Genomic DNA, 26,192 nt, shown 5'->3' with positions numbered 1-26,192 from the left:
ACGACTACTTTTATATAGGGATTCTAATGAAAAAAACTACATATAGAATAAATACTACAAAGGAGAAAGAGAGGTGACTACAATAATCAGTCCTAAGTTAGAGAAGCTTAAAAATCAATTAAAGAATGGAAACAAAAAAGCTCTTTATACTTTTTTGCATGAAATCAAGTCAAATCACACGCCACTAATAGAACAATGCCCTGCAGATAATCAGTATAAACTTATAACGTATATATGGTTAGGCGATCAAAATACTGAAAATGTTTATGTATTCGGTAGTTTTCCTGGTTGGGATCTGTCTGTAAATCAATTACAACGATTGTTACAGACAGATATTTGGTATGTAACGTTTAGGACAGATAAGAGTTTTATTTCAACGTACTATTTTTCAGTAAACGATGTTTTCGAAAATGATTGGATAAAGCGTAGTGAACAGTACGAAATAGACCAATTTAATCGAAATACATTTGGAGAAGGTACCAATAAAGCGTCTGTGTTAAACATAGGAATGGAGGTGCAATATAGCAGTCGTTTTCCTTCAAATGATTATCCATCCGGAAAGATTGAAACATATTCTTTTTATAGTTCGATTTTAAATAACACACGCAAAATTCATATTTATACGCCTCATGATTATTCTCACACTTCACATATTCAAGAACTTCTCATTGTATTTGATGGGAATTCATTCATTAATGACCTTTCAATCACAAAAACACTTAATTATTTAATTTACGAAAAAGAAATCCCATCGTGTATTACTGTTACTATAGATCCTGTTGATCGATTAGAAGAGCTAACTTATAACGATAAAATGAATACATTTTTAACAAAGGAATTACTTCCGTGGATTCAATCTAAGTATCACGTTTATCAAGAAAGGAATCATACAACAATTGCTGGTTTCAGTCTTGGTGGCTTAGCAGCTTTTTATGCAGCACTTCAAAATCCACATATTTTCGGAAATGTGTTGTCAATGTCTGGATCCGTACATTGGAAAAAGGACGATTATGAAAATGCAATTCCTTGGATTGAAAATCAAATTTCATTAATAGATTCTAATGCAACTCACCTCAATACTTACATAGCAGTAGGTGAACTTGAAAACGAACCTCTTTTAACGGCTAATAGACGACTATATAAAGCTTTAGAAGAAATGAAACACCAAAACCACTTACGAAGAGTTTCAAGGCGGACATGATAGCGTATGGTGGCGAGAAAAGCTATTCGATGGGTTAAGGGCATTAGAAAATAAAAAGGAGAGAGAATCTATGAATCAAGAAGAACTAGATAAAAAACTAAAAAAGCAAGAGATTTTAGTAAAAGATGAGAAAGTTTGGTCCTATACGTATGAAGATCATATTAGTTCTATCGTTAAAGAAGCAGAAAAGAAAGGGTCTTTTGATCATTTACCTGGTAAAGGGAAACCTCTTAATCTTGATAAAGATCTTTCGTACAATCCTGAAAAGCAACTTTATAGAACTTTAGCAAATAATCATGTTTTACCTAGGTGGATTGAGCTTTCAAAAGAAATTGACGATTTAAAAGAAAAGCTAAAAGAAAATACAAATACTGCAGAAACAGCGGATTTAATTCGAACTATTAATAAAAAGGTATTAGAACATAATCTACTTTGTCCACCAAGCGCGCAAAAAATGAGGGTGAAAATGGATTTTTAACGATTTTCAATTGAGCTATCGCTTACTATATAATTAAGTTAGGCATTTTCAATTCATTACTAAAGGGAGGCAAATGTAGTGAAGAATACGTATCAACTTCAAATTCCGAAAGAACTAGAACAGTATCGTAGTATTTTAGAAGAAAGTGTGAAACCGTATGTTAAAGTGTCTGGAACGCAAGCAGAGACAACGCTTTTTGAAAGTAAGTTTGGTGGATATCCGTATTTACCTATAGATCAAGAGCATCCTAAAGACTCAAACGGACAACCTATGATGCTACTTGCGCAGTTAAACCTTGAAGAAATACCAAATATTGAACATATGCCTCAACATGGAATGTTACAGTTTTTCATAAGTGCTGAAGAAGATCTTTTTGGAGCAGATTTTGATCATCCAACAGTCCAAAAAGACTTTCGAATTATTTATCATTCTACAATTATAGAAGATTTAAATAAGGTTATTACTGATTTTAGTTATTTAAACACTTTAGATTTAGAGAATTTTATCATACCCGAAGCAGCAAAACTAAAGTTTGAGTTGGCATATCAACCAGTAACACCAAGAGATTATCGATTTGAAATGATTTTTAGTGATAACATTGATTGGGAAGAAATTGTTGATGAAGAAAATAATACAGAATTAGGCGAACTGTATGATGATTTATGTAAGGATCAAGGACATAAAATTGGTGGTTATCCATTTTTCACACAGACAGATCCAAGGGAATGGGAAGAAAAATACCAGCAACATGACATATTATTGCTGCAAATCGATACAGACGATTCATTAAATATTATGTGGGGCGATTCTGGGGTTGCTAATTTCTTTATACGTAAGGAAGATTTGTTAAATCTAGATTTTTCCAATGTCATTTACAATTGGGATTGTTACTAGAAGATATAAATAAAATAATAGCAAACAAAAAATCTTCCTGAAGGTGAGGAGGATTTTTTTATGTTAAAAATAAGCGTTATGTTAACTAGGATAAAAAACAATGAGTGTAATGAAAGTCAAGTCTAAATAACAGAAATAACAACAAATAATGTAAAGTTGTAAAACATGTGCAAATAGCAATAAATTCATTAAGTAAAACATAAAATAAAATTACTAATTTATATTTTGTATAGAAATAATTTTTCTGTATAAAAATTTCTTGCCAATCAAAAATGTTTTTAATTCGTTAAATCTTAAGCGATTATTGATTAAGATTTGCTGTGATGAATTTATAACAAATAAAAACGATAAAAACTGAAGAAATTTGTTTAGATAAGATTTCATGTGAATCTCACTAAAAATCTCTGTTTCGTCTCATTAAGTATAGTTTACTTGGTTTTTGATATCTGATATTACTTTGTTTCTATAACTGCCTATAATATATATTATGTCTACTAGAAAAAAGTAATAAACTTATTATAGGTTAGTTTCATTTGGTATACTTCCCTTTTCTTTATTTATTAGTGAATAGTTCGTTGATGCAGGATTAGCGTAAATAATCATTAATAAAACATAATAAAAAGCAACTTGTTTAATTATTAAATTTAAACAAGTTGCTTTGAATTTGACTAAACTATATTTATAATTTGTTTGCTTTAGCAATTACTTTGATTTCAATTAATAATTCATCGTGAATTTTAATTTTATAATTGAACTTGTTTGTGAATTATTCGATTATCATTACAATTATTCTTTTTCTTGAAAAATATTGTATTTACGCTTTAAATGTAAACCTTTATCTTTATAAATCCACCGTGAAAATTTATTAACATTATTTTTACCACTTAGGTAAATACGATATTGTTTTTCTTTGTCAACAAAACTTAATTGGAATTTATTATTCTCAAGGATATCTTTAAAAGAATTCATAAAATTATATGATCCACCAACAAAACTAACAAAGTATTTGTGAGAGTTAACATGACCATCCCCATCAAAATACCCACGAACAAAATGATGCAAATATTCTTCTGGTACAAAAGGAAATTCGATGTTAAATGATTTACATGGCATAATTCCGTGTATGTTCATAAGGTCGTCTTTTATTGTTTTGCTATTAATATTTAGCATATATACGCCTGTTTTTTTGTTTTGATAAAGTGGCTGGTTTGTTTTTAGTTCTTTTTTTATATCTTCTAAAATATAACTTTCTTTTTGAGATATACTGACACATTGATTTTCTTTCTGTATAACACCATCTGCTGCTATAAACCCTAAAATATAAGCCATATTGTTTGACCACGTTTTAAAATAATCTTCTGTTATGTCATACTTTCTCTTCCAACTCCCTATAGCGCGTCTTGGTACGTTATTGTCTGATAAAACCATACGAATATACCTTGCAGACACATTAGCGAGCATGGCGATTTCTGAGGTGCTCTTCCCTTCAGTATACAAATGCATGATTTCAGATTTTGATAGTTTACATTTTGATTTCTTTTTTCGCTCTATGTGCACTTACATCCTCTCCTTCCTTTCTTTTATTAGAGACATATTTTCTTCTATAACATACAACAAAACGTATGTTCTTTGTTGCGTATAAGAAGGAATTTACTAAATAAAAACAATTTACATGTACTTAATATTTGTTTTAGCTGCCACTGTGCAATTTGTACTTTATAGATACAAATAATGAATTTGACGAATTTATGAAATACAAGGCAATTTAGATGAAAGGTAAAATAATATAGTTTAAACTACAAATAGCCACAATAACAACATACGTAAATTGTTAATCGTAAAAAGGAGAACGAATGAATAAGAAATATACAAATCAAATTCATACTGATATGAGTTTTAAACCGAAAGATATTATAAGTTTAATGACGGATTACTTTAAAATAAAATCAAAGCTGCGTCCTATAAAGGGTTTGCCTATCGTTTTATCAAATAAAGATAATGAATCGTTAGAGAGTGTTACATGGTTTGGCCATTCTGCTTCTCTTTTGAAAATAGAAGGTAAAAAACTATTAGTAGACCCTATGTTTGGAGATGCCTCTTCCCCATTTCCTTTGTTTAATAGTAAACGCTATAGTGGTACTTTTTCTTTAGAACGTGATGACCTTCAAGAAATTGATGCGATTATCATTTCTCATAATCACTATGATCATTTGAATTACAAAAGTATTATGCAGTTAAAAGATCGCGCAAAGCACTTTTATGTTCCAACTGGAGTTGCACAATATCTTATTAAATGGGGTGTTTCGCCTAGTAAAATTAGTGAACATAATTGGTGGGACGAAATTACATTTGATAATATTAAGTTAGTTTGTGCTCCTGCAAGGCATTTCTCTGGACGAAGTATGACAGATAGAGATTGTTCATTATGGTGTTCATGGCTTATCCTTGGTCAAAAGACTAAAATTTTCTTTAGTGGCGATAGCGGTTATGCCCCTCACTTTAAGGAAATTGGTGATAAATATGGTCCATTCGATCTTACATTGATGGAATGCGGACAATATGATCCGAGGTGGTCTGCGATTCATATGTTGCCTGAAGAAACTGTACAAGCTCATATTGATGTACAAGGAGAATTACTTCTTCCGATTCATTGGGGTGCTTTTACATTAGCATTACACGAATGGAGTGACCCGATAGAACGTGTTACGAAAGAAGCTAACCGTTTAGGAGTTAAAATTACAACGCCTCAAATTGGTGAATCTATTACGTTAAAATCTACAAATTATCCTTCATCCGCTTGGTGGAAGGAAATTTAATTTTAAAATATAAAAAGAGCGAATCCTCTTATAAAGAATTCGCTCTTTTTTCTGTATTTAAACTTATTTCACAATATTGGATTTCCCACTATCTAAAACTCTATTTGCTGGTACACTGGACATTTCAACCACTGTATTCATACTCTTATCAGTCAGTTCAATGAGTTCGTTTTCATGTTTTATTTTATTTAAATCCCACACCATCCCATGAAATTCATTATGTTGACCACTTACCTGTATAATGCTTTTTGTTTTATTTGAAGGCTGTATTTGAAGGTTTGTAAATTGATTCCCACTAATTTCATTTGGCGTAGTTACTTGACTATCCATATAAATCATATTTACACAGTCTTCTAAAGAAAAGTTCATAAAACGATTGGCATTTATCCAAGCTTGTCCGGTGCTCGGTTTTTTCGCTACTAATTTCAGTCCAGTTTCCATTCCTACAACTTTAATATTTTCGAAGTTAACAAACGAAATTTCATTTTCTTTTCCAGCAGAGTATAAAGAAATTCCGGTACCTTTATTCGTTTCCGTCCAATTGATAATATTTATATCTTTTATTTGTGTTTTGTTCCAAGTGTTATAATATTTATTTTTACCGTCTAAATAAATAACTTCAGAGTTAAATTTAGGATCGTCAATAGTTATATACGCTCCTTCAATGGATGCGTTTTTCTCTAGTTCTAAAACTCTAAAGTTTCCCTCAACTACAAATTGGGATCCGTAACCAAATAATAATTTCACACCTTTTTTAACAATGATTGGTGACGTGATTTTATACTTTTTATCATCAAGCAATACAGTTTTAATTTTACTAGACTCTGCTTTATTAATAGCAGATTGTATTTTTATTGAATCATTTTCCCCTTTAAAGTTTTCTACATACAAGTTAGTACTTTTAGCTGCATAGTCTTTTTTGTTGTATTGATAAAAAGCAAAAATAATTAAAACTATACCAATGAGTAAAACAATTATTTTCTTCATCGTACTCACCCCATATCGATTAATCTATGGCTTTTATATTCAGGTTATTATTATTTTGCTTTGTATTTCAGATTACCATTGCTGCTTTGTCTATTAATCCCTTCCTCTATCCTTAATAAGCTCTTACTGGCGATATAAGATGTACTGCTGCAGATTGCTCTCCTGCTTCAATCAATATCGGTCGCATAGAACCTCCAAAACTTAAAGTAATCGTTTCTTCTTTTATTGCTCTTAAAGCATCAACCATAAAACGCCCATCGAAAGATATATTTAATTGTTTTTCACCTTGAATCGCATCTATTTGTTGCGTTTCAGATATTTTCCCAATTTGAGAAGCGTTTGAAGAAATTTTAATTGTGGATTCGTTTATGATTTCTAAGTTAACATTGTTATTAGCCCATTCACTTGCTAATAAACTTGATCGGTCTACACCTTGTAATATCTTTTTTCTATCTACGTTAATAATCGTTTTAAAATCATTTGGAATAAGGTTAGAAATATTAGGATATTTCCCTTCAATTAGTCTTGAATATAATGTAGTTGTTCCGAGCGTAAATATAATATGACTCTCTGAAAGGTAGATATATACGAATTCCGAATTGCTGTTCATTAATTTTAGAAGTTCACTAATGGTTGCGCTTGGTACAATACAATTTGCTTTTACATCTGAGGAAAGTAATGTTTCGCGTATCGCTAGTCTATGTGAGTCAGTTGCAGCGCAAATTAACTTATTATTAGATAACTCTATATGCACCCCAGTAAGAACAGGTCTAGATTCATTTTTTGCTACCGCAAAGACTGTTTGTTTAAATACTTCAATCAATTGCTCTGTCTCTACCTTGATTTCTGCATGATTGTCTATAAGCGGTACATTCGGAAACTCATCTGCAGGAAATCCATTTAAACTTAATGTGATTTCTTCTGATTGTATCTTAATAGTTTGCTCATTCTTACTTTTTATTGCGATATCACTTGGCATTTTCTTTATTATTTCAATGAAATACTTTGCAGGTACAACAATAGTTCCTACCTTTAAAATAGTTGCAATCTTTTCGTCTTCAATTGAAACAGGAATGAATTTTTCAATAAAAATATTTGAGTTACTTGCAATTAAAGTAATTCCAGATTGATCTGCAGTTATTTTTATACCAGATAATATAGGAATTAAAGATTTTGTTGATATTGCTTTGTTGACTTCTGAAAGTGCTTGAGTAAATTGTTTGTGATTAACGATAAACTCCATGTTTCCCCCGCCTTACATGAGATAATATTTTTATGAAGATTGATGAACGATTGTTCCGTTAAAAAAATAAGGTACTGTTTCTTTCTTTTGTAATAAATATAGTAAATGTTCTGGTATGCGTAAATACGGTGCTGCTATATGTAATTCCATCCAAGTAATCTCTTCGATTTCTTTTGGCCTTGATATATATGTCTCCCCGCCGATTATTTCGCCTAGAAAATTAAAGAAAATTGCATGATGATCTCTTTCCTCGAAAAAGGCTTCACTGATAGAACAAATCCCGTTTACGTTTATATGTAACCCTGTTTCTTCTTTTACTTCTCGAATTACTGCTTCTTCTAATGTTTCTCCTAGTTTAACTGCGCCACCTGGTAATGTATAATAAGAACCATTTTCCCCTTTGTTTTTTACCATTAAGATCTTTTCATTTGTTTTATCGTACAAAATCGCGTATGTAACATTAACTTTTTTCATATGTACCTCCTCTATTTTAAATAAAAGGAATTTTCTGCCTTCTATTCATTCTACCATTAACTCCTTTTAATATATATAAGTTAGTTAAGTCTTGCCTTTACCGCTATTGTTGGAGTTAATAAGAATAGGCTACTGATATAAAAAAAGAACGTACCTTAGGAAGATTATCCAAAGTACGTTCTTGCAGTTTTAGTATAAAAATTGATTCAATTAATACTGAAATTAATAATAACCTTGCCCTTATTGCATTTGTATTTCAAATACTAACGTTAACAAATTCTATATACTTTTTAACCGTTTTTCTAAATAATAATGATTATGTCCTTTCGGATGATCTTCACTTACTCCAATTACTTTATATCCATGTTTCTTATAAAAATCAGGTGCTTGGAAACTAAAAGTATCTAAATTAATTAACCTACACCCTTTTTCAATTGCAAATTCTTCAATAAGCTTTATTAACTTGCTTCCGTAACCTTCATGCCTATATTCTTCAGAAACCCATAGAAAGTCAACGTGTACATGGTGCCAAAAAGTTATTGCTGTTACCCCACCTACTATTTCTTCTTTTTCATTTCTTACTATGAAACTAACCTTTTCTGAAGGTGTTTTTTCTTCATCTGCAAGATATTTTTGATTGTATTCAATTACTTTCTCTCTTATGTAATCACTATCTTCTTGTACCCACTGCTGTACTATTTTCATTTTAAGTGTCACGCTCCTTTTTACTTATCTATTCAATTTTATAATGAAATTGTCCTGTCTTTAATAAGTTCGTAAAGAAGCAAAGTTAATGGAATAAAAAAGAGCCCTAACATGAGGACTCTTTTTAAAATTAAGCTACTTTCCGATGTAAATGTTTTAGTTCCTTTTTCTTTTCTACATTTGGTGGACGGATTAATATTGAAATAATGAAGGAAATAACACTTAAAATACCGATTATAATGAAAGTTGGTTGAAATCCCCCAAGTATCGCTCCAATAAATGATCCTGCAAGCGCACCAAATCCAAAACCTTGGTAGACAATCCCGTAATTTGTACTATGGTTTTTTAATCCAAAAAAATCTCCGACAATAGCTGGGAATATAGTTATATTACCGCCGAAGCAAAAGGCGACACTTGCTACACAAGCAAAATAGATTCCGTAATTTAGCGGAATAAAACTTAAAGTAAAGACTGACAAACCTATAATAATAAACGTTGCAGAGACAATTTTCATTCGGCCGATTTTATCTGATAACGTCCCAAGAATGATTCTACCTACTGTATTAAAGATCGCAATCATAGCAACGGCGTTTGCAGCGGTTGCTGCGCTAAGTCCAACAAGTTGTACGCCGATATCTTTTACCATACTGATTAAATACAAACCACCCATACACGAGGTGAATAACATAAAAAATAGCAGATATACTTGTTTCGTTCGCATCATTTCACGCGGAGTATAGTCATTGTGTAATGTTTCAGTTACAGCATTACTTACAATTGCCTCACGTAAGAAGAACGATCCGATTAACACTAAAAGTAACACGATAATACCCCAATATAAAAATGCTTGTGATACACCAAGGTTATCGATAAGATTTCCGTTTATATATCTAAAGATTAAGCTGCCCATTCCATACGCTGATACAGATATACCTGAAATAAGCCCTTTCCGATTTGGAAACCATTTAATTAAATTAGATAGTGATGTAATATAAGCTGTTCCATCCGCATAACCAACAACGACACCAGCTAATAAATATAATAGTGGTAAAGAAGAAACTTGTGAACTAAGTATTAAGCCGAGTCCTAAAACAATTCCTGCAGTAGCAATAAGTTTTCGAAGTCCTAATTTTTTCTGCAACTTGGCTGCAAATAAAGTTGAGAATGATAAAGAAAAACTTGTTATGGAGAAAGTTATCGCTACTGAATTAAGATTCCATCCAAACTTACTTACAAGGGGTTGATTAAATAAACTCCATGTATAAATTGTTCCAAGGCCAATTTGAACAATGATTGTACCTAGAACAATTAGTAACGGATTTATAGAAGTTTGTTTCATATTAACTGTCCCCTTCTTTTATCTTGACATGAATTTTCACAGTTAGTATATCCATCATAAATTGCAAGATACTGTACGGAAAATGGTAATTAAGTTCATATACACAAAAAGACACTTCATAAAGAAGTGCCTTTTGCAGGTTATATCAGATGTTTCTAAAGAAAGCTTTGTTAAGATAAGCCATTTTCAAATGCTTATGTATATATGTTATCAAATAATTTCTTATATGTGATGAGACTTAAGACGTATTTTTCATTCATCATATAGTCGGATGAAAAATTAATATTCGATTTCATCAAAATCTTTCGGCTGCGGTACAGTTTGCATATTAGCTGCATCTTTAGGATCGCTATAAATCGCATTTTGCTCTGTATTTACATCTTTTATATTTTGTTTTTTATTTTTGTTCACTTTATCTTTCACTTTCAATCACTCCTTTTTGTTATAGGAGTAATTATGCCCTATTACCGTTACTAAATGTATCAGCGACTAAATTACTAAATTCACGTAAATAATATAAGTAATTATCACCGCCGTAGTTATATCTTTTGTTATACATTTTTGCAACAACTACATTATATTCAGGTATTACTAAAATGGTCGGTCCAGTAATCCCTAATATTTGATACGACCCTTTTGGAACACGTTCACCAAGTTCGCTTAATTGCGCAGGCTCATTTTGGATGAACCAAAACAATCCATTTTGTGGTAGCTCTTTGTTTATATATGTTGGACTCTGCAAACTCGTAGCGATTTTTATAACTTCTTTTGGAACAATTTGTTTACCATCTATCCCACCTTGATTTAAATGAAGATTGCCCCACTGCGCAAATTCTCTAGCTGAGACAAACAAATTTTTTTCAGTACCGTCATCTACCGTACCAATTTCACTAATTGCGTCTTCATTTGGATTATTAACAACGTCAACTAAATTTTCATCTCGCTGAACTCTCCAACCTGTTTCTTGAAAATTAGCAGGTTTAAACACACGCTCCTTTAACAATTCAGGAAAACTTTTGTTATATAGCTGATAAATAAGACGTGTCATCATTCTTACATTAATATCTCTATACGCCCATGATTGTCCCGGTGCAAATTCACGAAAAATTGTCCTGTCATTCGTTTCTTCTAATCCGTGCGAATGTGTTACTAAATGTCTTATCGTCGTTTTACTAAGCAATGCAGGATCAAAGTCTTTAAAATATTTTATCGCTTCATCATCAATAGAGTTTATTTTCCCCTCATAAAGCGCATACGCTATCATTAATCCTAAATAACTTTTTCTAGCAGAAGCAACGTTAAATTGTGAAGATGCTGTTACTCTCTTGGTTGTAGATGTATTTGAGTGATAACCACTATAATGCTCTAGTACGATTTTATTATCTTTTATAATACAAAGTGCTGTAGCAGAACTATGATTTTTTTCTTTTATATCCTCTACCCAAGAAATCAACTTATCATATGTATACAAATAAATCCCCCTTAATACACATCAAAATTACAGCATGAAAGAAAAGTGCAAAATAGTTTTTACACCTTTCTTTCATATAAAATAACTTGGATTTTCTATACTTAAATAATCCACCAGTTCCAGCAATTAAAGCAACTGAAACATCCTGCGCATCCTATACATCCGCCGCAACGACCTGCACAACCACCACATCTACCGCCACATCCACCGCAACGTCCACCACAACCGCCACATCCGCCGCAACGACGTGCATCGTCTTGAATGTAATAGTATGGATATTGACTTTGTTGTTGATCCCAATACACAACATTGCCAGTTTGATAATCATTAAGGTTTAATGATTGTAGTTCTTGTTGAAACTGATTCATTATGAAACCCTCCATTTATAAATGTAAATTCCGTCCAAATATTAAAGTTAATAAATTCTTTTAAACAAAGTAGAAACAAGACTATAGACTAAATGCGTACATCAACAAAATATGAACTTACACTAGGTGATGTACCTTGTTTTTCAGCCTATTTTCTTTATATTCATTCGATGGACGTATTTACTATAAATAAAGTGATTTAAAAATTACTAATCCAACAATTTAGGAGTTCATCATTTAACTTACTTTCTAGTAATTCCTTTACTAAAGGCATTGGCATGATTTCATAATGATTTAAGGCTTCTTTATTATAAGCTATCCAGTGAAATGCTAAATGAGACTCGCTAGATTTCGGTGTTAAGTCCGTATGTAAATCTTGTGACTCTACTTCAAAAATGTGGTTAATTTCATGATGAAGAACTTCTTTATCTTGCCATTGATTTTCCATGACACCTAAAAATTGTTGTATACTACAGTTTACTCCAAGTTCTTCTCTTAACTCTCTTTTTAATGCATTCTCTGCTGATTCTCCAATTTCAACATGGCCACCAGGTAAAAAATAATGATGGCCGATATATTCAGCAACTAATAATTTTTCATCTTTTATCATGACTGCTCGTACAATATGATGAAATTTACTTTTCAATTGATATTCCTCCTAGTTATTTAATGTATAGTTTCTCAAAATAGTCATTTAGTATTGGTATAATATAAATCATAGGTGTTTCATACGGATGAATATCATTAATAACTTCAAGAGCATCTTTTACAAGTTCTCGTTTACACTTTATTTCAACTTTACATTCTTGTCCTTCGCATATTTGACCAATTTCTCCATTAAAAGGAGATGCCTCTTCTAAAGGTCTCCAATATCCTTTCACTGAACTATAGGAAAGACAATGGTCATATTCGCCAGTTTTACATGCTCCAATTTTATTTAATTCATCCCTTAATGTTTCAATATATTCTTCAGGAATGAACACTTCAATTTTCACTTCAGTAAATTGCATATTTCATTTCACACCTTTACTTCTTAATAGTTAAACAAATAAACGGTATACTTGCTCACCATCATACTCCTGTCCTAATGATATGAAACCATATCGTTCATATAATTTCTTTGCAGAGAGATTATCTTTATGTACGGTTAATCTTATTTCTTTACACGATTTAAAAGTATTTTTTATTATATCAATACTTTCTTGTAATGCTGCTTTTCCATAACCATTACCTTGTTGCGATTGATCAATAATAAATCCGTTAATCCAATACATATCCGATGTCTCTATTACAACAGCATGCATAACAAAACCAACCATAAGGTCACCATCGTATATAGCGAATGGTATGTACTCTACATTGTCACCATCTGGTTTTATATATACTTTAGCAAGTGAAACTGCTACAGCGGGGACAAATTTTCTTTGATCTTCTTTAACTTGTAGCTTTAATGCTTCTTCCCAATTTTCTCTCGTAACAACCTTTAACTGGACATTCAATATTGTAAGCTCCCTTATATAGAGGATGTATGTTTATATTCAACGTAGTGAAATAATTCCCTTTTTCGACAACAACTTATAACATGATTTTTATAAAATCTTGAATGAATTTTTGTTCATCTATTTCTAGTGCTATACGGGCTCCTTCAGATATAGAGCTATGGCGAAAATCAGCAAATGTTTGTCCTTTCGTATCTCCGTATGTCTCTACATTTACTGTACGATGCACAAATTCAAAAAAACTTGGATTTACTAATCCACTTATTGCAACCACATCATGTAGCAAAGGTCCTTCCATAGATGGATTAAGTTTTTGGTATGCGGATAGATAGTAGTCATACATTGGTTTCATTATCATATGAAATGGATTCTTTGCATTAGCTTGAATATAGTTAAATACATTTGGTGTTAACACAGCTTTGTTTGTTACATTTAAAGGGAATATGAATAAATTTTTTGCTTGATGGAAAACAATTTTACTTGCTATAGGATCTCCATACACGTTTGCCTCCGCTAATGGTGTTACATTTCCTACTTCTAAAAAGACGCCACCCATGAAATAGATTCCTTTTACATTTAGCATTAAGTCACTCCATAAATTAAAAGCAATTGCTAACGAGGTAGATCTTCCTACATCAACAATCGTTAAATCTTTTCCGTACTTTACAAGAATCGCAGCGATACTACCAAAATTGTATATTGGAATAGATAATACGCTTTCTGGAACATGGATGGGCCCTAATCCTTCTGCTCCGTGAATTTCAGGATAGTACGTAGTGATTTCTTCTGTCAGTGGTTTTGTTGCACCACTAATGACAGGAATGTCTTGTCTATTTGCTAACTGTAAAATATACGCTGCATTATGTGCAGCATGTATATGCTCAACATTTCTGTATCCGGTTACAATACCGACAATTTCAATTTCGGGATGCAGTAAACCATACATAATGGCAAATGAGTCATCAATACCTGGGTCTCCGAAAAATAATACTTTTTCCAAGAAATACTCTCCCTTCATAAAAACATAGAGTCATCAATAACTATGTATATGAAAAAAGCAAGTATATCTATGCGAATTTTAGAATGGATAATGTTTTACAAAACATTAAAAAGGAACTAGCGAATGCTAATTCCTTTCTTCAGTAACCATTCTCAAATTTAATTAATTATCGTATCCTTCATAAATTGCATCATTTATTAGATTTTGTGTTTTTTTATCATCAGGTACAGGCTTCCACCAATTTCCTGTAATAAATAACATAGTTAATAAATTATAACTATCACTAAAATAACTTTCTCTCTTATTCTTCATCCAATCCCAACCACTATTTACCCACTTTTGATTATTGCTACTCGTTATACTTGCAGCAATAAACGGTGAAACAAATACAGCAGTTGGATAACTACCAATATTGGATCCATTTAATTGATAACCATCCACAATTTTAGAAGGATTTCCATTCGTTTTATTTTGAATCCATGAAGAGACTTTATCAGAAATGACTTTACTTCGCTTCTCGCCGTACATCGCATAGTCCATTACAATTCTTAAAGGTACTCGACTAGCATTATAATAATATGCATTTGTATATTCTGACTCATCTAAGAAGTCTTTAGGTGCGGGTTGTGGTGGGTTTTTTACAACGAAATCTGAAATAAGTCCTGTATTTGGAGAGTACTTATTACTAAATTGCGTATAAACATCGTACAAATTATTAATAACAGTAAGCCAAGTTTTATCACCTGTAAATTCATAAAATGCTCTAAGGTGTGACATCATCCAATCAGATGGTCTCGTATCAAGTGAACTTTTAGAATCCCAATCTCCTAAATTTAGTCGGTTATTATTTGTAACATTACTAGCTTTAATACCTTTTGTAATCATGTCTTGTGCTTCTTTCAAATAATTAACTGTTCCATTAGATCCCCACTGCTTATGAGCAAGAAGAAGAGAATACGCAATATCTAAATCTCCATCAGTAGCAGAATCAAAATGACCTTGTGCTTTTTTACTATCTGCGACAACCCATCCCATTAAATTAGGATTTTGAGAACTTTTAAAAGTTCTTGCTGTTTTAAATAAACCGTCATAGATTTTTTGAGCATTCGAATCATAACCAGCCATTAATACTGTAATTATCATCCCATACCCTTGACCTTCTGAAGTTCCAAGTGGCTTAAACCCATCAGCATCACCTGTAATCTCTCCTTTTACATAATAACCACCAGGTAAAGAAGATAAATCATTTTTCAAATATTTCTTTTTCCAATTATCGTAGTAACTTCTTACAGAAGCATTTAAACTTTCCTGTGTAACATGATTCGGTTTTATAACACCTGCATAATTAACTTGCTGGGGAAATGGTTTCATCTCCTTTGCAGCAGCTACTTGTTGATTAACTACGGGAATAGAATTTTGTATTGAATTGTCCGTTACACTTGCTGCGAAACTAGAATTAGAAAAACTAGCTAGTCCGATTCCTACAATAGAAATACATGTGAAAATTTTTCTTTTTCCATTCATTATGTTGTCAGCTCCTTTTAAAATGCTTACTACATAAAATGTAACATACAATATTTAACTGAAATACAAAATATTATATTTATCAACATAAGAAAGAAACTATATAAAAAAGTATCATAAAATTATTATTGAATTACATTATACGGATTGATTATTTGCTAAATTCCTATGTTTTTCTTTTCTTAATACCGGTATATGAGCAATCACAATTCCAAGTATAGTAATCCCTCCGCCAATTATCGAAACTAAAGTTGGCACTTCTCCTAACCATATCCAAGCAATGAAACACGCAGTTATTGGCGTTAAATATAGAGAACTTGTTGCTTCAGAAGCACCAGCACGAGATATAATATAGGCCAATGCAATATACGGGAGTACTGTTGGAAAGACACCTAAATATATAACGCTCAAGTTAACTTCAAGAGGAGCTGCTAGTATTTCTTGATAAACTCCGGGTAAGAAAATAAGCATACATACAGTACTAGACAAAATTGTATATATGGTAAATGGTAAGAAGCCGTATTTTTTTAAGTAAGATGTTTGGAAAACGAAAAATAGACTTTCTGAAATCGCCGCTAATAATATAAATAATCCCCCGCTATTCAATTGAATAGCATCGCCCTGGCTAAATGAAATTAAGGCAATTCCTGTAAAACTAATTACACCACCAAGCCAACCATTTAATTTCATTTTGTCATTCAAAAAAACAGAAGCAAGAATTGCCGTCACTATTGGGGTGACTGAAATAATTAAACTTGCAGATCCAGCATTTACTGTTTTTTCGCCGTAATTTAATGCGATGTGATAAATAGTAAACCCTAAAGCACCAAATATAAAAATTGCTGGGATATCCTTTAAATCCGGTAGTCGTAGTTTGTATATAAATGAAAATAACAAAAGTATAAATGAAGCGATTAATAAGCGTAGTAAAGTAAGGTGTTCAGGCGTATAAGATTCAAGCCCCATACGAATTGCTGGAAAAGCAGTTCCCCATATAAGAATTGTAAAAGCGTGAGCACATATAATGCGTAAATCCCATTTTTTATTATGCATATTTTCTCTCCTTCCCTAAAAAACCAACCATTTTTAAATTACCAATTATTTCTTTTCATCATATTTAATAGTTGATACAATGTCTTCAACCAGTTATTTATCGGAAAAACCAACCACTTTGAATCTTTTAAATAAACGAAGGAGTTTTTTATATGACAACCGATAAAAAAGTGCCCAAATATCGGCAGATAATAGACTATATGAAAGAAAAAATTGAAAACGGAGAATGGCCAATTGGAAGTAAAATCCCTAGTCAGCGGCAGTTAGCAAAATTATTTCATGTAAATCGAAGTACTGTAATAAATGCGCTAGATGAACTTATGGCAGATGGTTTAATTCAAGGACAAATCGGAGCAGGAACAATTGTAACAAATAATACATGGTCATTATTAGCAACTAATCCCCCGCCCGATTGGAGTGAATATGTAAAGGCCGGTATTCATAAACCAAGTAAGTTAATGGTGCGAGAAATAAATGAAGCAGAAGCAAATAAAACGCTTATCCATCTTAGTAAAGGTGAACTTGCACCTCACCTTTTCCCGCTCGAAACTATGCAATCTATAATTAAAAACGTCAGTGAGGAATTAGATTATTTCGGATACGAAGAACAAAAAGGTTTTTATCCGTTACGGGAAGCAATAAGCAAATACGTAAAATCATTTGGAATACATGCATCACCGGGTTCTATATTAATAGTCTCTGGTGCACTCCAAGCATTACAATTAATATCAATTGGTCTTTTACATAGAAAATCAACTGTTTTACTTGAACAACCTTCTTACTTATATTCACTTCATGTTTTTCAATCAGCAAATATAAATTTATCCGGTATATCAATGGATCATCACGGTATTTTACCTAACGACTTATTAAAACGAATTAAATATAGTCAAAAGAATAATATTTTATATTCAATCCCTTGTTTTCAAAATCCAACGGGGATATTGATGTCCAAAGAGCGAAGAAAAGAAATATTAAAAATATGTGAAAAAGAGCAATTGCCTATCATCGAGGATGATATTTACCGAGAGTTATGGCTTGATGAATCACCTCCAGCTCCTTTAAAGTCGATGGATAAACATGGACATGTATTATATATTGGTAGTCTCTCTAAAACACTTAGCCCAGGACTTAGAATTGGATGGATAATTGGACCAGAACCTGTTATTGATAGATTGTCAGATATAAAAATGCAAACAGACTATGGATCCAGCTCTTTATCTCAAAGAGTAGCTGCTGAATGGATAAATGAAGGTTTTTATGAAGCACATGTAGCAAACGTAAGAATGCACCTGAAAGAACGAAGACAAATAATGATACGAGCTTTAAATAAATATTGTGCAGATATTGCATCATGGGATATTCCTAGTGGTGGATTTTTTATATGGCTAAAGGTTATACATAACATTCCGATGAAAAAACTATTTTCAGAGGCACTATCAAAAGGAATTCTTTTAAATCCGGGACGTATTTATGAAGAAGAATCAGATCAGTACATTCGTTTATCATATGGATATGCTACTCCAGAACAAATGACTAACGGAATTAAATTGCTCAGTGAATTAATTCGGAAGTTACCGGCATAAAAAAAATCCTCTTTTGTTTTTGGAGGATTTTTTTATGTATCTTATTTACCACAATTTCATTTCCTGCCCTAATAAAATAAGCTCTTCATAAGGATCTCCGTCAATATTTAATACTTGAGCAAAAGCAGGTTCTGTTTTTAAACCTTGTTCCTTTAAGCGAATAACTTCTTCCCTTATATGGGGATGCTGCATTAATAGCATGTGTTCCACTATCATGTGTCTATATGCATTTTGATTACGCACTGGCTTCGGTTGAGCAAATAATTCAAATTCAAAACCTTCGAATTCAAAATTCACCTTTATCGATTCAGTACCTTTAATTTTTTTCTTTTTTATGTTGAACCCTCCATAAGAACCATATAAAGATCTCATTTCCTGCTCAAAAACATCAAAGTTATATACTTCCATTACAATATCTAAGTCAGATTGAGGAGTATCAATTCTTATAGGGATTGTCCCGCAAAGAACGGGATTATATAAAGCTAAATCCTCCATTATGTTTAGGCTATTCAAAACATCATATATTTTTTGTTGTTTCTCATTGCCCGATTGTAAATATGTAATAGATGTAAACATAGAAGTCTCTCCTTCATTTAACATAATAATCAGCTCACTAAATTTGAGAAAATAGTTCAATCATTGGATTTTGTTCTAGGAGTACCTTTATTTCAATATATTAAGCCGAACTAACTATATTTTTCAACTTTTCTCCTATACTGCAATACTATAAAAATAAAAAAGGAGGAATTATTATGAGCATTTTTAACATTCTTTTAACCGTACACATCCTATTTGGAACAATATGCTTAATCACTGGTATTGTAGCGATGGTTGCCCAAAAGAAGAAAGGAAAACATACCGAATGGGGCGAAATATATCATGCATCCTATGTTGTCATTACCCTTACGGCAATACTATTATCCATTATCAACTGGGATAAAATTGCATATTTATTTTATGTAGCAATCTTCTCTTATTCATTTGCGATTTATGGATACCTTGCACGAAAAAAACGTTGGAAAAATTGGCTCCATCACCACATTAGAGGTATGTTAGGTTCTTATATAGGGGCAGTCACCGCACTTTTAGTAAATGTCGGCATCCATATTCCTATTATAAATTTACTTCCGCCAATATGGTTTTGGTTTTTACCCACCTTAATTGGTATCCCCCTCGTAGCCAGTGTATCAAAAAAATATAAAAAGCGTAGTTGAAATTAATTACATTTTGATTACTTTCTGATTATTAGAATGAAAAATTATACTCTATGTATCACGAATGATATCATGAGTGCTCGCCCTATGAATATTTAAAATAAAATGCCGCCCAACAGGACGGCTCTTATTTTTACTTTACAAACGTAACATATTCACCAGAAACCCATTGATTTCCACCAACATTATACCAACCATCTTTATATCCAAATGATTGATATTTTTCACCTTGATACACGTTTTTCACAATGCCGTAATTTGTTCCTGGGCCGGTACGAACACGCAATACATCAGCGATTATAGTAACTACACCTACACCCTCGTTTGATGATTGTGAAGGTGTTGGTACATTTCCTCCCGTATAACGAATATATGATGGATCGTTATAAATCCACTGATCGCCACCGAGATTTAACCAGCCATTTGATTGTCCAAATACTTTGTAGGACTCTCCTTTCCCTAATTGACGAATAACGCCATATCCAGTACCAGGTCCTTTTCGTAAATTTACATTACTACCGTTAATATAAGCAATCCCTACACTATCATTCGACGGGGGAGGAGTCACTACGTTTTGAGCACCTTTTCCAAAAGTATCCGTTCCATATCCTTTGTAGTTATATTGCAAATGCGGGCTATCCACAAATCCTTTCCAGTCACCGCCCCATTCAAAGCCAATTTGTTTAGCATAACGAATTGCTGATGCCCACGGTTCTTTATTATAGCCATTCCAATCTTCTGTACCATTCGACTGAATTGGAACAAAATCTAATGCCTGTCCTACTAAGTGATATGAGCGCATCGTTTGTGATGCTCCTTTACGAACATATTCACGTTGTTGCTCGACCGTACGGATTGTTTCATAAATTAATACTTCAATTCCATTGTCGATACAGTACTGATACCACTTAAAAGCTGCAGCTTTCGTATTATCCGCTAATTTATTCAGATTACTTACATTTCTATTGTGGTATTTCAATATGCAACATCTCCTTTTCTATTATCCTATGCAAAACTCGTCTCATGGGTTGTACATATACCTAGAACGATCCGAAGTACAAATACATAAGAAGCCAATTCATCTAAATAGATTTACATTTCTAGCTTCAAACTTTGTAAACTGAAATCGAAGCAATAAAAAAACCGCAACCCAGGTCTTCTAGTTGCGGTTTTTGGTATTTTCTTTTTATATGCAACATGCCACCTTGCATTATTAATCCTAATATATAGGTTGTGTAAATTTTCCCTTTATGAATAACACTTCTTATTCATGACTTTTCAAATCCAATATTGAATGTAAACGATCCGGATAATTAGTAAACATCCCGTCGACTCCCCATGAAAGTAACTTTTTCATATCTTTTTCATTATCTACTGTAAATGGATGAACTTCTAATCCGTTTTTCTTTATTTTATTTACATAATCTGAATCAATATATTTGTAATTCATACCAAGACCTATGCAGTACGTTTTATACTTTTCTATCTCTAATTCTGTTAATTGAACTGCTTTTTTATAAGGTAATAATTGTACTAAAGATATATTACTATTTAAGCTATGAATCTTTTGCAGACTTTCTTCACTAAACGATTGAATAATAACTTTATCCTGTATTTCATAGTGATTAATAATCTCTAATAATTTTTCTTCCATTCCTGGATATTCATTAGGTGATTTTGTTTCAATATAATAGTTTGCGTTATGCCCAAACGTTTCAATAATTTCTGTTAATGTTGGGACTTTAGCATTTTCAAATTCTTTCTTTGCTAAGTTCGGATATTTTTCGTTGAAAAAAGAATCTGCATTTAGTTGCTTTATTTCTTCTAATGTATGCTCTTTCACTAGCCCAGTACCATTTGTTGTACGGTTTAAGGTTTCGTCATGCATTGCCACTAAATGCCCATCTTTTGTCATTTGGAGATCAATTTCTATATAATCTCCATTCATTTTTTGTCCTAATTTATATGCTGCTATTGTATGTTCAGGCGCATATGCAGAAGCACCTCTATGTGCGATATTTTTTATATGATTTGATTGATTAATAGCTTTAGTATACTTATGTTCATTTATTTTCTGAAAAACAAAGATACTTATTACTATAAATGCACAAATTATTGTAACGAGATATATCTTTTTCATAACGATTTATAAGCTCCTATATAAAGACGATTTAACTTGAATGATTTACTCAATTAAATGTCGATTTTCCAATACAGTCATTTTGCCGATATCTTGAAATCCCAATTTTTTATAAATATTGATTCCATCGGGTGAAGCTTGTAATACACAATACGTATTTTTAAATTTATGTGCTTCTTGCAGCAGGAAATTGAACATAGCAGATCCGAACCCTCGTCCTCTCATTCCTTCTTTCGTTGCGATGTCATAAATACCAATACTATCTTTTGAACATATCAATGAACCAACAGTTACGACTTCACCTTCATATAACCCTAAAAATAATTTCAGATTCTCACTGTTACATATATCAAGATTAGAAATTTGATTATAGAATGCTTGTACATGTATACCTTCTTCTGATGTACCGAATAGATCAGCTAACGTTTCTCCAAATTTATTTATTTGTCCAGGTGAAGATGCTTGTTGAATAGTAAAACTTACTGGCATGTTTATTGTTGGGGAAATTGTTTTTAAGTCTGCTACCATCGCAATATTCTGTTCCACTTCTTTTAAACCGATTTTAATTAACTCACTTTTTATATCCCGCTCTTGCTCCTCATCCCATAACCAAACACTCATTGGAAAATTTCTTTGATAATAGTATTCTACCTCTTTATATAATTTCTCGATCCCTTCCGTTAAATTATTGTTTAGTAGAGTGATGATATTAAATGTATCGGCAGGTAATCCACAATCAACAGCAATATAATCTTTCGTTTTTTTTATACTCATTCCGGGCACAAATTGTGCAACATATGAAGTTTTAAATGCAAAGTTTTCTAGTAGTAGTTGTTTATAATTCATCAATAGTTCTCCTTTTCATAAAAAGTAATACTCGAATCTCTCTATATTAAATATAACATATTAGAAATTTACCTTTTTTTATAAAAAGTACCTCTTTAAATTGTGCTCTATAGTTTAAAATAATTAAAAATGATATAACGTTGTCGGAATGAAAAAAGTGGTATATAATAAATATTAACATTACTAGTAATTATTTTAGGTATTCCTAGAATAAAGGAGCGATACATATGAAAATTACTATTTATTTCGGAAGTCATGAAGATCAAGATGTTCGTACTATGGACTGTCATTTAGATGTAGAAGATACAGAAGAGATTGTTTCTGTATCATAATATAAATAGTTAGGGTAAACCCTATCCCTTACAGCGTTTAAGGCACCTTTTATAAGGTGTCTTTTTTGTTATATTTTCATCAAAAACCCTTTACTTTATAGCGTTTTAATAGTAAAATGTAAATATACGAACAAACGTTCTTTTTATTTTAAACGTACATGAAGGGATGATTTTAACAATGGCTCCATTAAAGCGCAGAGGAAGAAAAAAGCAAGCACCTATTATTTCAAATACAGGCTTTATCGGCTCTGTCTTTATTGATACATTGGAGTTACAAAAGAAATCCTATTATTTCGCTCGTAAAAAACTTCAAATTGTTCATCACGTACTAGATGGTCTCTCTGGAGCAACAAGTGCTTTATTTAAAGAACATAACATTTCAGCATACATGTCATGTGTGTATTTACATAAACAAAAGAAAATTGGTTTTGTTCTTTCAACGAAACCATTTGAACAAAGTGATGGCGTTGCTTATTTTGTAAATTATTTAATCGAAAAGAATTTTTACGGCGGCCATGACGAAGATGTAGAATATCAAGAAGTATTTAATACAGGTTTTATCGGTGTAGTATTCGCTGATTTATCTAGTATAGATCGCTTTAATTTCGAGTTTGAAATGGGTATGCTAACGAAATTAATGAAAGATATGATTATTCCGGTTAAAGAACTCTTTTTACGCCATAATGTACCGGCTTACATCTCCACTTCTCACTTAGAAGAACAAAACAAATTAGGTTTCGTTCTCTCTGTAAAGCCATATGACGAACGCGCTGAAGCAGATTTATATTTTGAAGCATATTTAAAAGAGCGCGGGTTATTTATTGGTGATGAAGAAGATGATATTGATAAGATTGTTATTAGAAAAACAGCTGAATTACGATAGAAAAGCGCAGGATGCTAATCCTGCGCTTTTTCGATATTATTTAATTACGTTCAACACGTAGGATTAGTGTAGAAGGTTACATAGGGGGAGCGTCAGGAAAATGCCGATTTACAATGATAAGGGAATTCCAAATTAAAAAGCGCAATTTCTCTGCAAATCAAAACAGAGAAATTGCGCTTTTTAATTATTTCATTTTTTTATTGAATTCATTAACTGGAAGAAGTATTCAGGTTTATGAGTCTTATTTAGGTTATACCATGAATGTAATGCATCTGGTGTAAATACATCTATTTTTTTCAGTACCTCCCTTGCAAATTCCAGAGGAGCTATTCCTGATGCAGTAACTAAATTCGCATCAGATACCGCAGATCCCAACTCATAAAACTTTTCTCCTTTATAGTTAGGACATACCATTTTAGTATATTCTAAGTTATTACTTGTATGCTTTCTAGTATCCAAGTATCCCATATTCGCTAGGGCATCAGTTGCACCACAAATTGCAGCAACAATAGTGCCAATCTTTAGAGCTTGGCCAATTCTTTCCAAGATAGGTTGATGAATTTCTTCGCTCCAAGTAGTCCCTCCTGGTAAAATTAAAAGATCTTTACTCTCAAGAGTACATTCATCAAGGGAAATATCTGGTTTTATGCTCAGTCCTCCCATAGTAGTAATCATTTCTTTATTAGCTCCTACTGTAATTACTTTTAAAGGTGCTAAATCTTTTTTGAAATATCTTCCTGAGTTTAGTTCAGCAATTAAATATCCATATTCCCAGTCCGACATTGTATTAAATACATATAGAAAAACTTTTTTTGTTTGCATCCAATAACACTCCAATCACAATTTATATAGCTATTATAATATAACTTCCCTGACAGTTAACGTCAGGGAAGTTATCATACTTGATGAAATTTTATTAATTCCGACAGAACTTCAATAAGTCTTTTCTTAAGACTTATTGGCTCAATAACTTTAATAGATTTATTGTACGGTAAAAGTAAATAAGGTACATAGGTATGTATCATATCTTTTTCAAGAAGAAAAACAGCTTGATTTGAAGTCCGTTCTTGTAAATAATGTCCTAAAAACCAATGTTGGCAAATATCAGCTAATACATTTTTATCCCCATTAATAACCAAAGAAATAATATCTTTCTTATCTTCTATAGTTGGAAGAAGACTTTTTATAAAAAAGTCCCGTGCCGAAAAATTTTCTGGCCGGTTAAACTTATTTTCCGTTAACATTAAACTTTCAATTCGATCTACTCTAAAACTACGGATATCATTCCTAAGATGACAAAATCCAATCACATACCATTTATTATTCCAATAGATAATTCTGTATGGATCGACCAATCTATAATTTAATTTCTTTTCCCCATTTTTATGGTAAAGAATTTTTACTGAGTACCCGTCAGCTACGGCCTGCTCCAACTCCTTCAAAAAAGTTTCTATAGAGAGCGGACTTAATCGACTTATTACTTCAAGACTAGTTAAATGTTGATTTATCTTTGTTTCCTGCTCTTGATTTGAGTATTTACTTAGTTTTGAAATGGCCCTATTTAATGCTTCACCTCCATAATACCCGGCTTCTTCTGCAAAAACAGCAGCATGAAATAGTGAAGTTTGCTCCTCAAAATCAAAAAAAAGAGGGGCTTCAATAAAATTGTTCAATAAAGTGTATCCGCCGTTATGTCCTGGTTCTGAAATTATAGGTACTCCACTAGTTGAAATTGTATCAATATAACGATACACAGTCCTTATATTCATCTCTAACTTTTCTGAAATTTTTTTCGCAGTAATTTTTTCACCTGAACGAAGCATCCAAAGAATTGCTAACATATTGTCAATTTTAGGCATATAATTTCACCTCTATATGAAACTTATTTTCTATTATAAATTTCCGATTTTCGGTATAACTCATCAATTGTTCCTTAAACTTTTTCTTCAAAAATAATATCCATTCTGATTTCGTTCAGTTGCTGAAATTGCCTTGAAGAATTCTGGTTAATTGAACTGACACGTATAATAGCATAAATGGTACTGCAAGCGTAACTAGTTTCCTTACTTTTATATTAACCTTTCCCCTTGAAACTAAAGATATATCTTTTATATACTATTGGTTAAATTTGGATGGATG

At 32.0% G+C, this 26,192-nt stretch carries 28 protein-coding genes; 7 read left to right on the top strand and 21 right to left on the bottom strand.

What is annotated here, in order from left to right; all coding sequences use genetic code 11:
* Nucleotides 1-73: 73 nt before the first annotated feature.
* The 3 genes from ACTFRU_RS01655 (at nucleotide 74) to ACTFRU_RS01645 (ending at nucleotide 2,573) form a co-directional block, all read left to right on the top strand.
* Nucleotides 74-1,201, top strand: coding sequence for an alpha/beta hydrolase-fold protein (locus ACTFRU_RS01655; protein WP_440037420.1), 1,128 nt, complete (start codon nucleotides 74-76; stop codon nucleotides 1,199-1,201).
* Nucleotides 1,202-1,271: 70 nt separating this feature from the next.
* On the top strand, nucleotides 1,272-1,679 hold the full coding sequence (locus ACTFRU_RS01650) for a J-domain-containing protein (protein WP_006929710.1): 408 nt from the start codon (nucleotides 1,272-1,274) through the stop codon (nucleotides 1,677-1,679).
* Between the two features lie 78 nt (nucleotides 1,680-1,757).
* The gene (locus ACTFRU_RS01645) at nucleotides 1,758-2,573 is read left to right on the top strand and encodes a YwqG family protein (protein WP_006929708.1); all 816 of its coding nucleotides are present in this window, start codon (nucleotides 1,758-1,760) and stop codon (nucleotides 2,571-2,573) included.
* Between the two features lie 786 nt (nucleotides 2,574-3,359).
* Here ACTFRU_RS01645 and ACTFRU_RS01640 read toward each other — a convergent pair.
* On the bottom strand, nucleotides 3,360-4,130 hold the full coding sequence (locus tag ACTFRU_RS01640) for an LAGLIDADG family homing endonuclease (protein WP_000546826.1): 771 nt from the start codon (nucleotides 4,128-4,130) through the stop codon (nucleotides 3,360-3,362).
* Between the two features lie 296 nt (nucleotides 4,131-4,426).
* Between ACTFRU_RS01640 and ACTFRU_RS01635 the strand changes: the two genes are divergently transcribed.
* Nucleotides 4,427-5,389 carry an MBL fold metallo-hydrolase gene (locus tag ACTFRU_RS01635; protein WP_440037419.1) on the top strand — a complete coding sequence of 321 codons (963 nt, stop codon included), beginning with the start codon at nucleotides 4,427-4,429 and terminating at the stop codon, nucleotides 5,387-5,389.
* Nucleotides 5,390-5,452: 63 nt separating this feature from the next.
* On the opposite strand, the gene ACTFRU_RS01630 is transcribed toward ACTFRU_RS01635, so the two are convergent.
* The 14 genes from ACTFRU_RS01630 to ACTFRU_RS01565 form a co-directional block, all read right to left on the bottom strand.
* Nucleotides 5,453-6,376, bottom strand: a complete 924-nt coding sequence (locus ACTFRU_RS01630; RefSeq protein ID WP_044306484.1) for a hypothetical protein — start codon at nucleotides 6,374-6,376, stop codon at nucleotides 5,453-5,455.
* Between the two features lie 112 nt (nucleotides 6,377-6,488).
* On the bottom strand, nucleotides 6,489-7,619 hold the full coding sequence (dnaN, locus tag ACTFRU_RS01625) for a DNA polymerase III subunit beta (protein WP_000394482.1): 1,131 nt from the start codon (nucleotides 7,617-7,619) through the stop codon (nucleotides 6,489-6,491).
* A 30-nt stretch (nucleotides 7,620-7,649) separates the two neighbouring features.
* Nucleotides 7,650-8,093, bottom strand: a complete 444-nt coding sequence (locus ACTFRU_RS01620; protein WP_000757608.1) for an NUDIX hydrolase — start codon at nucleotides 8,091-8,093, stop codon at nucleotides 7,650-7,652.
* 279 nt (nucleotides 8,094-8,372) lie between these two features.
* Nucleotides 8,373-8,798 (bottom strand): GNAT family N-acetyltransferase, encoded by a 426-nt coding sequence (locus ACTFRU_RS01615; RefSeq protein ID WP_000706906.1) that lies wholly within the window; start codon nucleotides 8,796-8,798, stop codon nucleotides 8,373-8,375.
* A gap of 130 nt (nucleotides 8,799-8,928) precedes the next feature.
* Nucleotides 8,929-10,137: an L-lactate MFS transporter gene (locus tag ACTFRU_RS01610; RefSeq protein WP_006929696.1), complete on the bottom strand. Its 1,209-nt coding sequence runs from the start codon at nucleotides 10,135-10,137 to the stop codon at nucleotides 8,929-8,931.
* 279 nt (nucleotides 10,138-10,416) lie between these two features.
* Entirely contained in the window at nucleotides 10,417-10,560 is a 144-nt protein-coding gene (locus tag ACTFRU_RS01605; RefSeq protein WP_000653680.1) for a hypothetical protein, read from the bottom strand.
* 31 nt (nucleotides 10,561-10,591) lie between these two features.
* Nucleotides 10,592-11,608, bottom strand: coding sequence for a serine hydrolase domain-containing protein (locus ACTFRU_RS01600; protein WP_000288894.1), 1,017 nt, complete (start codon nucleotides 11,606-11,608; stop codon nucleotides 10,592-10,594).
* A 101-nt stretch (nucleotides 11,609-11,709) separates the two neighbouring features.
* Entirely contained in the window at nucleotides 11,710-11,976 is a 267-nt protein-coding gene (locus ACTFRU_RS01595; RefSeq protein WP_001071389.1) for a heterocycloanthracin/sonorensin family bacteriocin, read from the bottom strand.
* Between the two features lie 199 nt (nucleotides 11,977-12,175).
* The gene (locus ACTFRU_RS01590; protein WP_440037418.1) at nucleotides 12,176-12,622 is read right to left on the bottom strand and encodes an NUDIX domain-containing protein; all 447 of its coding nucleotides are present in this window, start codon (nucleotides 12,620-12,622) and stop codon (nucleotides 12,176-12,178) included.
* Nucleotides 12,623-12,638: 16 nt separating this feature from the next.
* Nucleotides 12,639-12,986: a divalent cation tolerance protein CutA gene (gene cutA / locus ACTFRU_RS01585; protein WP_001160791.1), complete on the bottom strand. Its 348-nt coding sequence runs from the start codon at nucleotides 12,984-12,986 to the stop codon at nucleotides 12,639-12,641.
* A gap of 30 nt (nucleotides 12,987-13,016) precedes the next feature.
* The gene (locus ACTFRU_RS01580; protein ID WP_016122601.1) at nucleotides 13,017-13,475 is read right to left on the bottom strand and encodes a GNAT family N-acetyltransferase; all 459 of its coding nucleotides are present in this window, start codon (nucleotides 13,473-13,475) and stop codon (nucleotides 13,017-13,019) included.
* Nucleotides 13,476-13,551: 76 nt separating this feature from the next.
* Nucleotides 13,552-14,475, bottom strand: a complete 924-nt coding sequence (locus ACTFRU_RS01575; RefSeq protein ID WP_440037417.1) for a nucleoside hydrolase — start codon at nucleotides 14,473-14,475, stop codon at nucleotides 13,552-13,554.
* A gap of 162 nt (nucleotides 14,476-14,637) precedes the next feature.
* Nucleotides 14,638-15,999: a glycosyl hydrolase family 8 gene (locus ACTFRU_RS01570; protein ID WP_016122599.1), complete on the bottom strand. Its 1,362-nt coding sequence runs from the start codon at nucleotides 15,997-15,999 to the stop codon at nucleotides 14,638-14,640.
* Nucleotides 16,000-16,137: 138 nt separating this feature from the next.
* Nucleotides 16,138-17,052, bottom strand: a complete 915-nt coding sequence (locus ACTFRU_RS01565; RefSeq protein ID WP_025709387.1) for a DMT family transporter — start codon at nucleotides 17,050-17,052, stop codon at nucleotides 16,138-16,140.
* Nucleotides 17,053-17,204: 152 nt separating this feature from the next.
* Between ACTFRU_RS01565 and norG the strand changes: the two genes are divergently transcribed.
* On the top strand, nucleotides 17,205-18,638 hold the full coding sequence (gene norG, locus ACTFRU_RS01560; protein ID WP_440037416.1) for an efflux pump transcription regulator NorG: 1,434 nt from the start codon (nucleotides 17,205-17,207) through the stop codon (nucleotides 18,636-18,638).
* A gap of 45 nt (nucleotides 18,639-18,683) precedes the next feature.
* Here norG and ACTFRU_RS01555 read toward each other — a convergent pair whose 3' ends face one another.
* Complete coding sequence (locus tag ACTFRU_RS01555; RefSeq protein WP_000495197.1) at nucleotides 18,684-19,214, bottom strand: DUF4269 domain-containing protein; 531 nt, start codon at nucleotides 19,212-19,214, stop codon at nucleotides 18,684-18,686.
* 176 nt (nucleotides 19,215-19,390) lie between these two features.
* Here ACTFRU_RS01555 and ACTFRU_RS01550 point away from each other — a divergent pair, with 176 nt between their 5' ends.
* Entirely contained in the window at nucleotides 19,391-19,852 is a 462-nt protein-coding gene (locus tag ACTFRU_RS01550) for a hypothetical protein (RefSeq protein WP_006929674.1), read from the top strand.
* Nucleotides 19,853-19,985: 133 nt separating this feature from the next.
* Here the strand turns inward: ACTFRU_RS01550 and ACTFRU_RS01545 are convergent, their stop codons facing one another.
* From ACTFRU_RS01545 to ACTFRU_RS01535, 3 genes are all read right to left on the bottom strand, one after another.
* Nucleotides 19,986-20,831: an SH3 domain-containing protein gene (locus ACTFRU_RS01545; protein ID WP_000873736.1), complete on the bottom strand. Its 846-nt coding sequence runs from the start codon at nucleotides 20,829-20,831 to the stop codon at nucleotides 19,986-19,988.
* A gap of 285 nt (nucleotides 20,832-21,116) precedes the next feature.
* Complete coding sequence (locus ACTFRU_RS01540; RefSeq protein ID WP_000725653.1) at nucleotides 21,117-21,992, bottom strand: glycerophosphodiester phosphodiesterase; 876 nt, start codon at nucleotides 21,990-21,992, stop codon at nucleotides 21,117-21,119.
* 45 nt (nucleotides 21,993-22,037) lie between these two features.
* Nucleotides 22,038-22,838 (bottom strand): GNAT family N-acetyltransferase, encoded by an 801-nt coding sequence (locus ACTFRU_RS01535; protein WP_001107096.1) that lies wholly within the window; start codon nucleotides 22,836-22,838, stop codon nucleotides 22,038-22,040.
* Between the two features lie 510 nt (nucleotides 22,839-23,348).
* Between ACTFRU_RS01535 and ACTFRU_RS01530 the strand changes: the two genes are divergently transcribed.
* The gene (locus ACTFRU_RS01530; RefSeq protein ID WP_000035355.1) at nucleotides 23,349-24,053 is read left to right on the top strand and encodes a hypothetical protein; all 705 of its coding nucleotides are present in this window, start codon (nucleotides 23,349-23,351) and stop codon (nucleotides 24,051-24,053) included.
* A 189-nt stretch (nucleotides 24,054-24,242) separates the two neighbouring features.
* On the opposite strand, the gene ACTFRU_RS01525 is transcribed toward ACTFRU_RS01530, so the two are convergent.
* Nucleotides 24,243-24,875, bottom strand: coding sequence for a type 1 glutamine amidotransferase family protein (locus tag ACTFRU_RS01525; RefSeq protein WP_001193598.1), 633 nt, complete (start codon nucleotides 24,873-24,875; stop codon nucleotides 24,243-24,245).
* 74 nt (nucleotides 24,876-24,949) lie between these two features.
* Entirely contained in the window at nucleotides 24,950-25,912 is a 963-nt protein-coding gene (locus ACTFRU_RS01520) for a helix-turn-helix transcriptional regulator (RefSeq protein ID WP_197323763.1), read from the bottom strand.
* Nucleotides 25,913-26,192: the final 280 nt, after the last annotated feature.

The sequence above is a fragment of the Bacillus cereus group sp. MYBK220-1 genome, assembly GCF_051916445.1.
Lineage (GTDB): Bacteria > Bacillota > Bacilli > Bacillales > Bacillaceae_G > Bacillus_A > Bacillus_A cereus.
Note: the sequence above shows the minus strand (reverse complement) of the source record. Positions and strands in the feature narration are given on the sequence as shown.